We start from the raw sequence: 13,914 nt of genomic DNA on the forward strand, positions 1-13,914 counted from the left end.
AGAGATTCAGGCGAACTGTCCGGGCACTTTAGTTGAGTGTAATTGATTCACCGAGTGTGCGGGAGTCTCAGCAGCGGTAAGTCGAATGAAGTGCGAAAGGGATTGGTTTTTAACAATTTTGTGGAGGCGGGGTGGCTCCGGGTGGAGGAGTTCCTTTTCCAGAGTGAATGTATTGTCCTCGCGCTTGCGCGTATTCTTCAGCAGTCAAGTCATCGACTCCCTGTCCTGATTGAGCCTGCTCGAAATATCGTTTCAAAAACGGAATACACCAACCACACCCGGAACCAGCACCACCACATTCACTGACCTGACTCGCTCGTTTCGGCTGATAGATACGAATGTAGTTTTCGATCTTTCGTCGAGAGATATGAAAGCAGAGACAGACATGATCATCAGGTTTCACAGGACAGCCAGTTTTCTATTTCGAATTTAGGAGAGCCGTAAACATCGCTGCATTTTAAATACGACTTACTGTCGAGACGTCGGTTTCTCTTCAGCCGTCTCGATAGTTTGAATCACGATGTCTTCTTCCGTCAAATGGAAAATTAATCCCACCGGATCCAACGTCTGTTTGAGAACTTCACCAAACCCGGTTTGCTCGAGCTTAATGCTAACCATGGTCGGCTCAATTTCCAACCGGGCGCGGGCTTCGTCGTCATGATAGACGAATGTCGTGCCTGCCAGCATCTCCAGTTCGTCCAGAACCTTGACTCGATCCAACCCTGGAATTTCATATTGAGCGATTTCCAAACGCATTAACGCTTCCCACTTTTCAGGAATAGGAATCGGCGGTACCGCGGGACGCTCTGCCAGTGCAGGGGGGAGATTGCGCGGAACCCAGGCCGGTCGCGGAGCTAACACCGGTTCCCTTTCAAGTTCCACAACTGATTCTGCATTCGTGGTTTCAGTTTCTACCAGTTCTTCTTCAGAGACGACTTCGGGTATATCCGGAGAACTTTCCTCAACCGTCTTGACGACTTCGGGCAGTGATTCGTCCACCTCATGCTGGGGACGCATGATGTAAAAATAGCCCAGTAACGCCATTAATATTCCAGTGATGGTCCAATATAGTGGATTGAGATTTAACTCTTTCTTGCGAGCAACTGGGAGAGCGATCTCAGTGACGACGGGTTTCACCTCTTCGACTTCGATCTGATACGCTTTATTCAAGTGGACTCGCAGATCCATTTCGCAAGCAGGACATCGAATTTCTCTATTCACAAAACGACGTTCCCGTACCCGCAACTGTGTATGACAATTGGGGCAATGAAAGGTATAGGTGGGAAACGTTTTAGACATTGGTCGTTTATTGATTTTCTGTTGGGAATGCGTAAGGAGTTTGTTGTTTCGCTGTGGCGGCCGATTTCGTGGTTACGATCACTTTATTATCGGCTTCATTCAGAACAAGGGCCATTTTCGGATACTGCTTCATCAAATGGGCCAACGCCGTTTCGACGGTCACTTCTCCTAGATTGTAGTTCTGTTGCATATTCTGCGTATAGCCCTCATTTTTGAGCGCATCACCATCGATTTCGAAAACAATTTTCGATTCCTGACCGATCTGCTCAATCGCTTCCTGAAGCGGTGTCAAACGAAAATCGATGAACAGAGTCGCCTGCAATCGGTCTACCAGTGACTTCGTTTTCACAGTTTCCGTTGTGACAGGAGCAGCAGTAACGGCAGATTCCGGAAGGATTTGTTCTCGCCAATATAACCAACTGGCCAAAGTGAGATTCGGAGCGGCCCGTTCAGACAACGTCGTATTCATCGTGACTCTTTGTTTTTCCACGTCGACTGTCGTAAATCGGCTCGCCAGCTGAATCATCGCTGGGAATCGAGCCAGCACCGTCTGTGCTCCCACGGAATGCAATGCCTTGTTACGAAGTTCCTGCCAAGTCATTTTCCCCATTCCCTGAATGTTAGCCTGCCATTGCTGTTGCAACTTTTTACTGGCGGCAAAAGGAGAAGCTTGTAACTGAATCGAAGAATGAAGTTGATCGTTCTCCAAATTCAAATCCCATAAGACTGCCTCGGTATCATCACCCCAATAACTTAAAAAGGTCTGTAGAACCTGCTGTTCCCGGGAAGGAATCCAGTCCTTCATCCCGATCTCAACCGCTTTCAAATCGAACAGAATCGAGACTTCGGCATCGGAGTCTGATCGGGAAATCAACTGATCGAGTCCAGCCGTCATCGGCAAGGGATCCGTTCCTGTAGTAATCGCTTCTTCTAATAGTGATGAGGGAACGGACATTCCCGTTTGATCATCCAGCCAGAACAAGCGTTGTTCACCCACTGCATAAACCTGAAACCCATCCTGCTGATCGGTCGCGGCTTCCTGACCATTCACCCATGCCTGTAGATCGAAGGTTTCAATGGGTTTGAATTTATAAACGAACGAAGGGAGTTGCCCGCGCGGACCGGGAATGAGGTAACAAGTGACGGTCTCTACGTCGGCAGACGATAGACCTGTAAAACCTGTCAATTCTTTTTCGAGCCAAGGCAGAAGGGCGCCACTGCATTGCCATAGTTCGCCCGGTTGGTCACCCGCTTGTTGAAGGGCCGCTGGCCGCCAATGAAAAACAACTCGCGCCCCGGTCGGGATATATTCGAACGTAAAAGGTTTGCCCCGGTCGATTTCCAGCACATTCGATTCTGTCTTAGCAGCACTGGCTGCCACTGGCTTGGAAACCGGTTTAGGAGAAGAAGCCGACGTCACAGGCTGGTTCGGCCCCGCCGTGGAGTTAACATATAAGAACCCACCCATAGCTCCCGCCGAGAGCAACAGAAAGATACCAATAACGATCCATTTCGATCCCGATGATTTTCGTCGACGTCGTTTTTGACGATTCAACAACAGATCATCTTCAGGGATATTCAACTGTGGAATCACGCCTGCCGGTTCGGACGAAGCTTCTTTTGTTTTTTGCGGTACTGGTTGAGTCGGTGCAACGTTCGGCGAATCCAGAACTCCAAGTTTATTCGAAGTTGGCTTATTCGTGGGTGGTTTGATTACCAGTGGATTTTTGCATTGCGGGCACTTAACCCGCTTGCCGACCAATTCCGGTTTATTGATCGTTAACCGCTTCTGACACGAAGGGCAGGCGACTCGGAAGGGCTTCATAATGAAAAGTCACCTTTCTCTAGCGCCACTGGTCGCCGGGATCATCTTGGAAGGGATGGAGAGATCGTAGTGGATCTTTCTTTGGAAGCGCTTCGATCAACGATGACGCAATTTTAAAATCTTCGCCCGTGGTGATTTTGATATTCATCGGCGAACCTTCGACCACAGTCACCGTGTGCCCGATGGCTTCCACCAGTTGAGCATCATCTGTGGCGATGAGTCCGTTCCGTTTCGCGTAAGCTTCCAAGAGCAGTTCCCGCCGAAAGACCTGGGGTGTCTGTGCGAGCCATAGATTCTCCCTCGGAACCGTTTCGACGATCTCGTTTTTATCGTTGACCCGTTTCACTGTGCTGGTCACCGGAACGGCGGGCATCGCCGCACCTGTTTTGATCGCCGTCCGAAAGACATCATCGACCCACTCTTCGACCATCAACGGCCGCGCTGCGTCATGCACAGCAACGAAGTCGATGTCGGACTTCACCCGCGCCAGAGCATTCTGAATCGAATCTGCCCGTTCCGCACCACCATCGACAATCTCAATATCCATGAACGCGAGGTTAGGGCGAAATTTCTCCTTAAACCACTCTCGGTCTTCAGGAGAGATGACAATGATCGTCTGTGCGACATCATCCCGATTGATAAATAACTCCGTCGACCGAACCCAGACAGGCCGTCTGTTGAGTTCCGCGAACGGTTTCTTCATCCGTTTCACGCGACAACGGGTACTCTGACCCGCCGCAGGTAATATGACTGCGAATTTCGACATACAGTTAACTTCACCACAAAAGCGCACGAACAAAACCAGATCCGCTCGCTACCTCATCGGCAACGAACGGACACCTGTCTTTATTCTACTCCATTCGTAATGAAGAGCAAACCGGAGCCATTGGAGAAATCAGCGGAAAGCGAATCGAGAACTCAAACAGCCAGATCAGAAGTTCGGCAATTCAAACACCGCATTGTTGATCGGGTTAGGTTCTGCGTCTTCCGCTTCCAGCTTAGCCGCATCTGCTTTGACCTGTTGTTGCAAGCTCGCATCGGCAGTTTTCGCTTCAGCTGTCTCGAGGTCGTGTTCCCGTTTAGCCTGAGCAACCGAAAGCTGGCTGCGATAGGTACGCAGTGGACTCACCAGGAAACGCTCAAGATGCAGTTCACGAGATTCCCACGCATAATCCTGCAGTTCAGTATTCGCAGCGAATTTTTCGAACTCATCAAAGGTGAGTTCAATCGCATCGAGTGAGTCCGTCACATCTTTCTGGGACAGTCCAAGTGAACCAACCGGCATTGTTCCACGAAGCATCCAACGTGATTTCATGAGCTGAAGCATAGCATTCAGCATGTCCGCGCGGCGGGGTTCATTATTCACCACTTCTGGATGTTCTACCAACAGGACCATCGCGCGAGCGATGTTCTTAATGGACCGATCCTGACTGGAACCATAAAATACGGTGTGCAACAGGTGTCGTAATTCATCACCTGCAAATTCTTCCGGCAGTCTTTCACAGAGTGCCGCCAGTTCCATATGCGAGAAATAACTGACCAGCGGATCGTAAGGTAGCGAGAACTGCTCGATGTCCTGCAGATGTCCGCGAGTAATTTGTTGTGCCTGAAACGCGTCGCCCAGAGACTCAAAGTATTCCAACCGGCGGCGGTCTTCTTCGTGCATTCGCTGCTGTGGACCTTCTCCTTTAACCTGTTTGATCACTGTGCGAGGTTTCTCCTGCACACGTTTACGAACCGGGTTTCGATAGGCCCAATACTTTCCGTTCGACATGACCTGCAGTTCCCGTAAGGACTTCAGCTCTTCGAAGCGGTGACTCACTTGATGATCGTCGTCTTCGTCTTTGACCCAGGCGTAAAGTGTGTCGGAATGTGGTGGCGCAGTAAGCACCTGCTTTTCCTGTACTTTATTTCCCCAACGCAGCATTTCATGAGGCAGGCTGTAAGCCAGCGATCCATTCGCGGCGGTGTTGATATGACCGGGTTGTTTTTTCAGAATTTCAGTCCAGGATTCATCGTCCAGTTGCAGAATTTCCAAAGGGACTGCCCAGTCCCATCCGAGGCTGGCGAGAGCCTGACGTGAATGCGGTTTACGGAGGCGACTCAGTAATCCGGCTCGATTCACTCCCTCTTCCGAATTGGTCCCGATGAGCAACAATTCTCCGGGAGCCGATTGAATCGTGCTTACCGAACGGAACGCGGCCCGAAGTGTGGTGACGATGTCACAAAGTGGTTGTGAACCATAATCAAAATGCTGGAACCGCTGACAGAAGAGCCCCTCTTCGTTGAGCGCGTTCGCCGCAGCCTGATAGAATTCGAGCGTATAGCAATTGGTCGACCGTTGTAGCATCGACATCGGTGGACTGGAGATAATCACGTCCTGTGGTTCCGCCTGTGATAGGGCCAACCGTGCAGGAAGATCGAGAATTTCAAATCGAATATCGTTTTCAGGAGAGCGATTCTTCCATGCAGATTCACGGGCGAGTTCGATCACAGCATCTTCGGTTTCGACGCACTTTAATTCCTGTATAGGAAATTGCAGACAACTTTTCACAGAGACGCCCGAAGGAACACCGAGCAACATCACCTGGTGAGGTGAACGATGCAGGATCAATGGGAGAACTGCAGGGAGAATCTCTCCTGTATGTTCAGGAATGATGCTTGCATCGAGGCTGGCGATACCCTGTGGAAGTCCATCAGCGCGGACGAACTGTTGAAGCCCGTTCTGCGACCAGACCGTGTATGTGGCCGATTCTCCTTCAACCTGCTTGATCAATCGCTGGTCGTTGAGGACTCCCAGTTCGTTGGTATCGGTACCGTTGCGGTAGGCAGCATAAACATCGCTTGAAAAGAGGTATTTCGCGGTACGACTGGAATCGAACAGGCGATCAGCCAGAGGAGCGGCCAGGACCAACATCACAGCCGCACACAAACCGGCGACGACCGGTTTGCTGTAGCTGAACTTCCAGGTTTGAGCCCATTTGAGTCCTGCCAGTGAGAGTAGCAACCATTGGCAGCCGGTCATCAGGTTGACGAGCGAAATGCCGTTTGCCATTAAATATTGAACGGAAACACAACCCACCACTAAACCCAGCAGACGATGCCAGCGGCAGCAGGAAAGAATATTAACTCGGTTGCCCGGTTGAGCGGTCAACAGACAGCAAACAGCAGTCAGCCCCAAAGGAGCGACAGCCAGGACAATGCTGCCTAAGCGGAACAAAGTGATCAACCATGTCTGGGATAACTCGGCGCTGATCCACAAGCTTGACGCAAGCAAAACATCGCTGGCGAGCATCCAGAGAACGGTCCAGGCCGATGCCAGTACCACCATCAATAGCAGAGCAGAAGCAACTTCCGCTTGCGCTGTCTGAGAATCACCTTGCCGTCTGGCAATGAATTGCAGACCCCAGAACAATCCTATGGCAAAACCGATCCAGACAAACATAGAGACGTACACTGTCCCCGGCATGTATTGTGTAAACATCCGCTGGAGCAGGAACAATAAACCGCCAATCGCGCACCAGACGCCTGCTTGCCACAATTTTTCCAACCATAAGCTTTGGCCATCTGCCAGTAACGACTGAAACCCATAAGGGACGTGATGATTTTTGACCGAGGCTCCTTGAACGAGGCGTTCAATACAAACAACCACGAGAGCTGTCACGGAGATCCAGGCGATAATTTGTAATCCCCAGAACGGGGCGAGTAAGAGCGACGTAAACGCGATTCCCGAGACCAGACCGGTGGCATAGCGAAAGAGATAACGTTGGTACTGGCTTCTTTTCTGTCCGTTGACTTCCGCACCCACCAGATCACTCGCGAGTGAATCGGCCGTTCGCACCAGCCAATAGGCCGGCAAGGTCAACGAGATCAGTCCCGATAAACAGTAATAGACGAGCTGCGTGCCGGTTTCCGTTAGTGTAGTACCTGAAAACTGACTCAGCAGAAATTCATTCACCCGATCGAGGTAGGGGAGTAATACCACCCACATCACTAGACCAATCGTCGCTTGAATCCACGTCGGTAGTATCCGACGGATCAAATTGGAACGAAATGTCGTCGACCAGAATAAACCACGGCTGACCGCCCAGGCGAATCCGATTGAAATCGCCACCATACCACCCGTCCGCGCAGGAAACAGATTTCCGGCGGTCGCGAAATAATGATGGACGATCGCCAGAGCGATTGGTCCGAGTAGGAACCCAAGCATGAATAAACGAAACGACAGCGAATACAGAGCGATATCGAGAAGTGTTGTCAGCTGTCGGGATGTGAACGTTTTTAGTTCGCGTCTTCCGAACATGGCATCCTTGCCTTCCGGGGTCATTGAGGGAGAGTAGAAGCGTGCGGGAAACTTGAACCAAATTTCCCATAGGGCGCTATTTTTATCGAAAAACCGGTTCCTATCGCAAGACCAGTCTAAAACAGCGGTTGCGTCCCTACAAAACAAGGTCTCAAACAACAAGACAGGAAGTATAGGCAACACAGGAGAGACTCTCGTCCGCTTACACTTGCTCTCGCAATTTCCTATGATCCTGCGCAGTCGCTTTTGGTCGAAAATATCCAGCTTAAGAAAGACACCCGAGAAATATGAATTCCGACGTACAACTGGCGGTCCTGTTTGATATGGATGGCGTGCTGATTGATTCCTATGCTGCCCACTTCGAGAGCTGGCAAGTCGTCGCCAAACAACGTGGCGGGACCTACACAGAAGAAGAATTCGTCGCCGGATTCGGCCGTACCAGCCGGGAACTGATTCGGGAACAGTGGAACGGTGCCGAAAACTGGAGCGAAGATGAAGTTGCCCAACTGGATAACGACAAAGAAGCTGCCTTTCGAGACATTCTCAACGAGAATTTCCCCGCGATGCCGGGTGGCCGAGAGTTAATCTTTGATTTATACGAGCGGGGTTTTCGTATCGCAGTCGCTTCCTCCGGGCCACGCGAAAACGTACAGCTGGTAATCGACCGGTTGGAAATCGGTTCCTGCCTATCGGCAGTGATTACCGGCAATGATGTCACCAAGGGAAAACCGGACCCACAGGTCTTTCAACTGGCGGCACAAGGAGTAGATGTCCCTAACCCGCTTTGCTGCGTGATTGAAGATGCGCCAGCAGGAGTCGCCGCCGCGAACGCAGCAGGCTCATCCTGTATTGGTCTAGTCCGTCCGGGTAAATATTCTGTTAATCTCGACGACGCCAACCTGATTGTCTCTCATCTCAACGAGATCAATCCTGCAAAAATCGCCGAACTTATCCAGTCTCGTCAGGGTTAAACAAAACGTGAGTGATACAATTCTTACGCGAATGAAAACAGACTGATTTATCGGGACAGTCTGAACGATACTTGTTAACATTATTTTGCGTCCACGCTTCAGACTGCTGTTCGCCCGTCGCGCCGAATTTTTTGGGTTCCGAAAATCGATTCTAATCACCTCTTCGCTTCGCAATTAGAAACAGGGATATGTCTCAAGGTCAACTTTATTACGCGTCTGACTCGACCATTGTGATTATGGGTGCTTCAGGAGACTTAACCGCCCGAAAATTGCTTCCGGCATTATTCACGCTCTGGAAAGAAGGTTTCCTGGCGGACAACGTGCCAATCGTTGGAGTTGCCCGTCGAGAAAAGACTGACGAGTCTTTCCGCGAAGAGATGCACCAGAACATTCTGGAACATTGCCGCATCAAACCGGACAGCCGCGACGACTGGAACAAATTCGCTGCGCGACTTTTCTACCGCGAGGTCGACCTCACCAGTCCGGACGACTACCAGATGTTGAAGAAGAGCCTCGAGAAACTCGAAACCGATTTCAATATCCCGACGAATCGCACTTATTACATGGCGATTGCACCCTCACTCTTTCTTCCTGTTGTCGAAGCTCTGCATCAATCGGGTCTCGTCCCCGACCGGGAATCTGATGATATTTTCCGGGTAGTTATTGAAAAACCTTTCGGTCGCGACCTCGCTTCGGCTCAACATATCAGCTACGAGCTGAGCCGCATGTTGCAAGAGGAGCAAATCTACCGTATCGATCATTACCTCGGTAAAGAAACCGTACAAAACATCCTGTTATTCCGGTTTGGAAATTCCATTTTTGAACCCTTGCTCAACCGCAACCATGTCGAGCATGTGCAGATCACCGTGGCGGAGTCTCAGGGTATTGAAGGGGGCCGTGGCGCTTATTACGACAAATCGGGGGCGTTGCGAGATGTACTGCAAAACCACGTACTGCAATTACTCTGCCTGATGGGCATGGAACCACCATCACTTTTTCAGGCGGAAGCAATCCGCGATGAGAAACTGAAAGTCCTGCAGGCCCTCGCTCCCGGCAATCCGGGCGATCTCTCCAAATGGACGGTCGCCGGCCAATTCACTGAAGGCGAAGTGAATGGCAAACATGTCCCCGGTTACCGGCAGGAAGAACGTGTCCCGCCCGATTCAACTCGCGAAACGTTTGTCGCCATGGAGGTCAAAATTGACAACTGGCGTTGGGCGGGGGTTCCGTTTTATCTCCGTACCGGAAAACGGTTGCCCGAACGCGTAACAGAAATCGCGATTCAGTTCCAACTTCCACCGCTCCATCTCTTTGGAACTGTGGAGTGCGAAGGGGACATCTGCGATCTGGTCGGTGCTCGCCCGAATACACTCGTTTTCCGTATTCAACCGAAAGAGGCGATCTCCCTCGTCTTCTCGACCAAACGACCAGGAATGCAATATCAGATTCAACCTGTGCGGATGGATTTCGCCTACGACGAAGCATTCGATCGTGGTCTGCCCGAAGCTTACGAACGATTATTGCTCGACGTGATGCGGGGAGACTCCACTCTCTTTACCCGTAGCGACGAGCTCGAAGCGGCTTGGCGATTTGTCGATCCGCTCCTCCAGCAACTCGACGACCCCGCGTTTGAACCCGAGTTTTATAAACCCGGCACCTGGGGTCCGGAAGGAGCCAATCTGATGCTCGCACGAAATGGACATCGCTGGCGTGTCCCCGGTTCGGAGCATAATAAAGCCCAGTCTGGAGAAGGAAAGTCGCTCGGTTAAGACGTTCTGAATCCGGAGGTCATTCCGAGGCCGCTTCGGTTTCCAATGGAGAGACCAGAAAGAGGCGAACGATCCATGGTCGCGATAAATAAAATGCAATCGCCCCTATCACCAGACCGACCCAGTCTGCAATAGCATCGTGCAGGTCGGCGTGCCGATAGACTGGAATTTGCAGCAATTCATCCAGAACAGAATACACCATTAATACCAGAACGGCGAACCAGAGCGTATAACGCTTTCGGTTCCCGTTTTGGTTTTCTATCTGCTCTTGAATGTCACTCTGCTGGGCAGCAACCCACTGCCACCCGCGCAGGCAGAACATCAACCCGCCATAGCCCAGAAAGTGCGCTAGCTTGTCCGAGTCTTTCGGTACATCCATATGCACAAACCAAAGCGGAATGTGCGTCGCGATAAACAAGAGCGTCCAGTAGCTGATCAGAATTCGACGACTGATTTGTCCAAGCTCTTCCAGCGTATATCTGTACTTCACGATTCCTATTCCCTTGTTTTATAAACGTCCTTCAGCGCGGCGGACAGTTTATCGGAAACCGGGGTCACAGGGGAAGATCGTTCGTAAACATCCCGTTACATTATTTCTGGCAATGTTACTCCTGCGAGTAAGGCTTTTTCAGTTTGTGCTTTGGATGCGATTCGAGATAGCTTTGGATGCGGTCCTCGCGAGTAACCGCATCGGCGATGAATTCTAGAGCCTGCTCCAATCGATCATTCGGTTCCGCGCAACTGAATCGCAGGAAACCCGCACCCGCTTCGCCAAAGCATTCCCCTCCCAGACAGGCGACTCCAAATTTGTCGTCGGCTCCTTCCAAGAGATATAGGGCCAAGCCGTGACTGGTGATATTCAGTCGGTTGCAGACATCCATCACATTGGGAAAGACATAGAACGTCGCCAACGGGTCGAGTGAATTGAAACCGTCAATCTTGTTCAATCCTTCGGTCAACAGGACGACTTTCTCGCGGAACTTCTGCATCACCGCATCTCGTTCCGCTGTGTCTCGTTCGAGCGCCGCTTGACCCGCAAGTTGAACGAGCGGGGGAGTACAGGAGAGGCTGGTGTTGATCATCTTACCGATATAATCAGCCACTTCCTTCGACGCGACCGCAAAACCTAACCGCCAACCGCTCATACTGTACGACTTGCTGAAGGTATACGCTGCCACCGACTGGTCCAACATCCCCGGTTGCGCCGCGATAGAATGATGGTCGCCGTCCCAGATCATGTGGCAGTAAGGTTCGTCACTGAAGATCGCGATATCTTTTCCGCGCAGCAGTTCGGCAATCTGTTTTAAATCTTCCTCGGTCGTCACTCCCCCCGTCGGGTTGTGTGGCGAATTCAAAAAGATCGCTTTGGGTTGAGGATCTTTCTTGAGGAACTCTTCAATCTGCGCAATCTCGGAGCGAAACTCGTTCGTCTGTTGGAGGGGCGCCAAGACCATACGGGCACCACGACGTTCGATGTTCGGTTGATACGTGGGAAAATGCGGACTAAAGACCAGCACTCCATCCCCAGGATTAAGAAACGCTTCACAAAAATACTGTTCGAAAACTTTCGCTCCTGGAGCAACCACGATGTTTTCCGCCTCCGCAGGAATGTTGAATTCATCCCGGACGAATTTCGCCGCCGCTTTTCGAAAAGAGGGTAAACCGGGCGAAGGGCAGTAGTGCGATTCGTTCTGGTTGATCGCCTCGATCCCCGTCGCTTTCGCCGAGGCTGTCGATTCAAACGGGCTATCGCCAATTTCGAGTTCTACGACATCTTTCCCTTCCGCCTTCAACGCCTTCGCCATCGCGAGTACAGTAAAGGCAGTTTCAACGGTTAATGATTGAGCGAATTGGCTGATCGTAGGACTCACCACAGATCTCCCTGGTTAACGATAGTGGAATTGGAATAACGAGGTTGAATAATGTTTGAGTTTTCAACGGAGTTCCGCTTGGAGCATATCATACATCAACCATAAGTTGATCTGGCTGCGGAAAACTTCATCTTCAAATACTCTTCGATCTCAGAAAATCGCCACAGGTATCTTGAACAAGTTCTAGTCGAACCATTCATCGTTGGATTCAAACTTCGGCAGACAGACAATGAGGACTTTCATTTTCCCAAGTGCCCGATGCCGCGTACCCGGTGGTATAACGATGGCGGTCCCCGGTTTAACCGAGATCACTTCGTCATCCAGTTCCATCTGCGCGTCGTCACCACACTCCAGAAAGTAATACGTCTCGGTCAACGTCTTATGATAATGCCGTTTCGCATTCTCCGAGATCTCCGTCCTATGCAACGTCCCCGGAAAAGCATCCACCTCAGTAAACGCCCGCCGCGCCGTGCCGCAAGGGCAGGGGACCCCAGCAATCTCTGAAAAGTCCGCCAGATAATAGTTGGAAGAGGAAGAAGTCGATGACATTTAGATTACCCGATATTGCCAGAAGTCTGCTGAATCGCGACGATTATATCAAAAGGTTATGAATCGAAGGGTGAAATCGAAGCAGGTCCGATTAACCCATTGTGGCACGAGTATTGAACGATTACCAGCGAGGCGATGTTCGTGAACAAGAACTGGCCTTTGATTTACACGCACCACGAGAAGATTCTGGACGTCAGTTAAGAACTCCGAAACTGGGCCGACTTGGGAACAAGCACTTTTCGACCATAGGAATGAATAGAATGATTTGGACATCGTCGCGAATACAGGAAATCGGTTTATCGTCTCTTAGTTGTGATCCTATCAGACATGTTTTAGGTCACGAAACGGTTCTGGAGAATGAAAAGAATTGTGACCCAAGAGATATGGGCCATAAAAAGTACATGTTGTTGCTCGATACGCGTTTAGCCGCAGGCTACTTTTTAGTCCAGGGCGACCACACGAACGCCAGGAAATGGGCCGCCATTAGCGTCGACGCGGCGGAGACTTACTTCTTTGGGGAATGGAGAGATATTCAACCCTCCGGCAATGGTTCCGATCAGCCTCCCAGCCGAGAGTATCAGGAAATCAATGAACATTGGGTAGATTCATACGACTGGTCAATGTGTTTCATCGCGGCTTTGCAGCAGTGGGACACATTTGATCGATTCGCTCACATTCTCCGAGACGATGTGCGGCTTAATATTGATCAAACGGAAGCCCATCGCGCCTGGTGGCTTTATTTTTGCGGACGAGTTCGAAAACGTCCGCAACAGGAAATAGCAGGATTTCGCCAAACAGTTATGGAGGCAAAACGCGCCAAGACAGATCAACTCTTGCTCACTTGGGTGGATGCCTTGTTTGAGGGATCAGATGACGAGCTCCAGGACGCCATCAAAAAGTACTTCCAGCACCACCGCCGGGTGGAATCGAAGAAACCGGGTTTAGGTTTAGCGATTCGTGGCTCGATCCTACTACACTATGGCGAACATCTGGGCCGCCAGTTCTCTCGTCCCGACAACAGTGATTTATACATTGTAGAATTTGGGGAATAATGTCTAATGTATATGCCGGAGTTAAAAGGGATCTATTTCATCCGGTTGAAAGAGACGATCTGGGCGAAAGCACATTCAAGCCTTTGGAATGTAAAAATGATTTGGATTAATAATTCCCGCTTCACAAACGGCTCTATATTGCCATGAACTCTCTACATGATGATTTGAAACGAAAAATAGGTGAGGCCATAAAAGAATCCTTTGTCGAACTCTGGGTAGATGATTCAGACAAGAGTACAATCCCAATCTGCGTTGGTATCGGATTCGTAAGTAGT

The 13,914-nt window shown here is 50.6% G+C and carries 11 protein-coding genes; 3 read left to right on the plus strand and 8 right to left on the minus strand.

What is annotated here, in order from left to right:
• Window positions 1-109 precede the first annotated feature (109 nt).
• The 5 genes from Pla110_RS16470 to Pla110_RS16490 form a co-directional block, all read right to left on the minus strand.
• Entirely contained in the window at window positions 110-403 is a 294-nt protein-coding gene (locus Pla110_RS16470; protein ID WP_144997210.1) for a (2Fe-2S)-binding protein, read from the minus strand.
• Window positions 404-468: 65 nt separating this feature from the next.
• A complete protein-coding gene (locus Pla110_RS16475) occupies window positions 469-1,221 on the minus strand; it encodes a hypothetical protein (protein ID WP_144997212.1) in 753 nt (250 codons plus the stop codon).
• Window positions 1,222-1,306: 85 nt separating this feature from the next.
• The gene (locus Pla110_RS16480) at window positions 1,307-3,124 is read right to left on the minus strand and encodes a zinc ribbon domain-containing protein (protein WP_144997214.1); all 1,818 of its coding nucleotides are present in this window, start codon (window positions 3,122-3,124) and stop codon (window positions 1,307-1,309) included.
• A gap of 19 nt (window positions 3,125-3,143) precedes the next feature.
• A complete protein-coding gene (gene ispD / locus Pla110_RS16485; RefSeq protein ID WP_144997216.1) occupies window positions 3,144-3,890 on the minus strand; it encodes a 2-C-methyl-D-erythritol 4-phosphate cytidylyltransferase in 747 nt (248 codons plus the stop codon).
• A 165-nt stretch (window positions 3,891-4,055) separates the two neighbouring features.
• Window positions 4,056-7,427 carry a spermidine synthase gene (locus Pla110_RS16490; protein WP_144997218.1) on the minus strand — a complete coding sequence of 1,124 codons (3,372 nt, stop codon included), beginning with the start codon at window positions 7,425-7,427 and terminating at the stop codon, window positions 4,056-4,058.
• 287 nt (window positions 7,428-7,714) lie between these two features.
• On the opposite strand from Pla110_RS16490, the gene Pla110_RS16495 reads away from it, so the two are divergent.
• Together Pla110_RS16495 and zwf are read left to right on the plus strand one after the other, a co-directional pair.
• A complete protein-coding gene (locus Pla110_RS16495) occupies window positions 7,715-8,398 on the plus strand; it encodes an HAD family hydrolase (RefSeq protein ID WP_144997220.1) in 684 nt (227 codons plus the stop codon).
• 188 nt (window positions 8,399-8,586) lie between these two features.
• Window positions 8,587-10,167 (plus strand): glucose-6-phosphate dehydrogenase, encoded by a 1,581-nt coding sequence (gene zwf, locus Pla110_RS16500; RefSeq protein WP_144997222.1) that lies wholly within the window; start codon window positions 8,587-8,589, stop codon window positions 10,165-10,167.
• A 19-nt stretch (window positions 10,168-10,186) separates the two neighbouring features.
• On the opposite strand, the gene Pla110_RS16505 is transcribed toward zwf, so the two are convergent.
• The 3 genes from Pla110_RS16505 to Pla110_RS16515 form a co-directional block, all read right to left on the minus strand.
• The gene (locus Pla110_RS16505; RefSeq protein WP_144997224.1) at window positions 10,187-10,657 is read right to left on the minus strand and encodes a VanZ family protein; all 471 of its coding nucleotides are present in this window, start codon (window positions 10,655-10,657) and stop codon (window positions 10,187-10,189) included.
• 115 nt (window positions 10,658-10,772) lie between these two features.
• Window positions 10,773-12,038, minus strand: coding sequence for a pyridoxal phosphate-dependent aminotransferase (locus Pla110_RS16510; protein ID WP_144997226.1), 1,266 nt, complete (start codon window positions 12,036-12,038; stop codon window positions 10,773-10,775).
• 183 nt (window positions 12,039-12,221) lie between these two features.
• Window positions 12,222-12,587: a cupin domain-containing protein gene (locus Pla110_RS16515; protein ID WP_144997228.1), complete on the minus strand. Its 366-nt coding sequence runs from the start codon at window positions 12,585-12,587 to the stop codon at window positions 12,222-12,224.
• Between the two features lie 260 nt (window positions 12,588-12,847).
• On the opposite strand from Pla110_RS16515, the gene Pla110_RS16520 reads away from it, so the two are divergent.
• Window positions 12,848-13,639 (plus strand): hypothetical protein, encoded by a 792-nt coding sequence (locus Pla110_RS16520; RefSeq protein ID WP_144997230.1) that lies wholly within the window; start codon window positions 12,848-12,850, stop codon window positions 13,637-13,639.
• Window positions 13,640-13,914: the final 275 nt, after the last annotated feature.

The sequence above is a fragment of the Polystyrenella longa genome (assembly GCF_007750395.1).
Lineage (GTDB): Bacteria > Planctomycetota > Planctomycetia > Planctomycetales > Planctomycetaceae > Polystyrenella > Polystyrenella longa.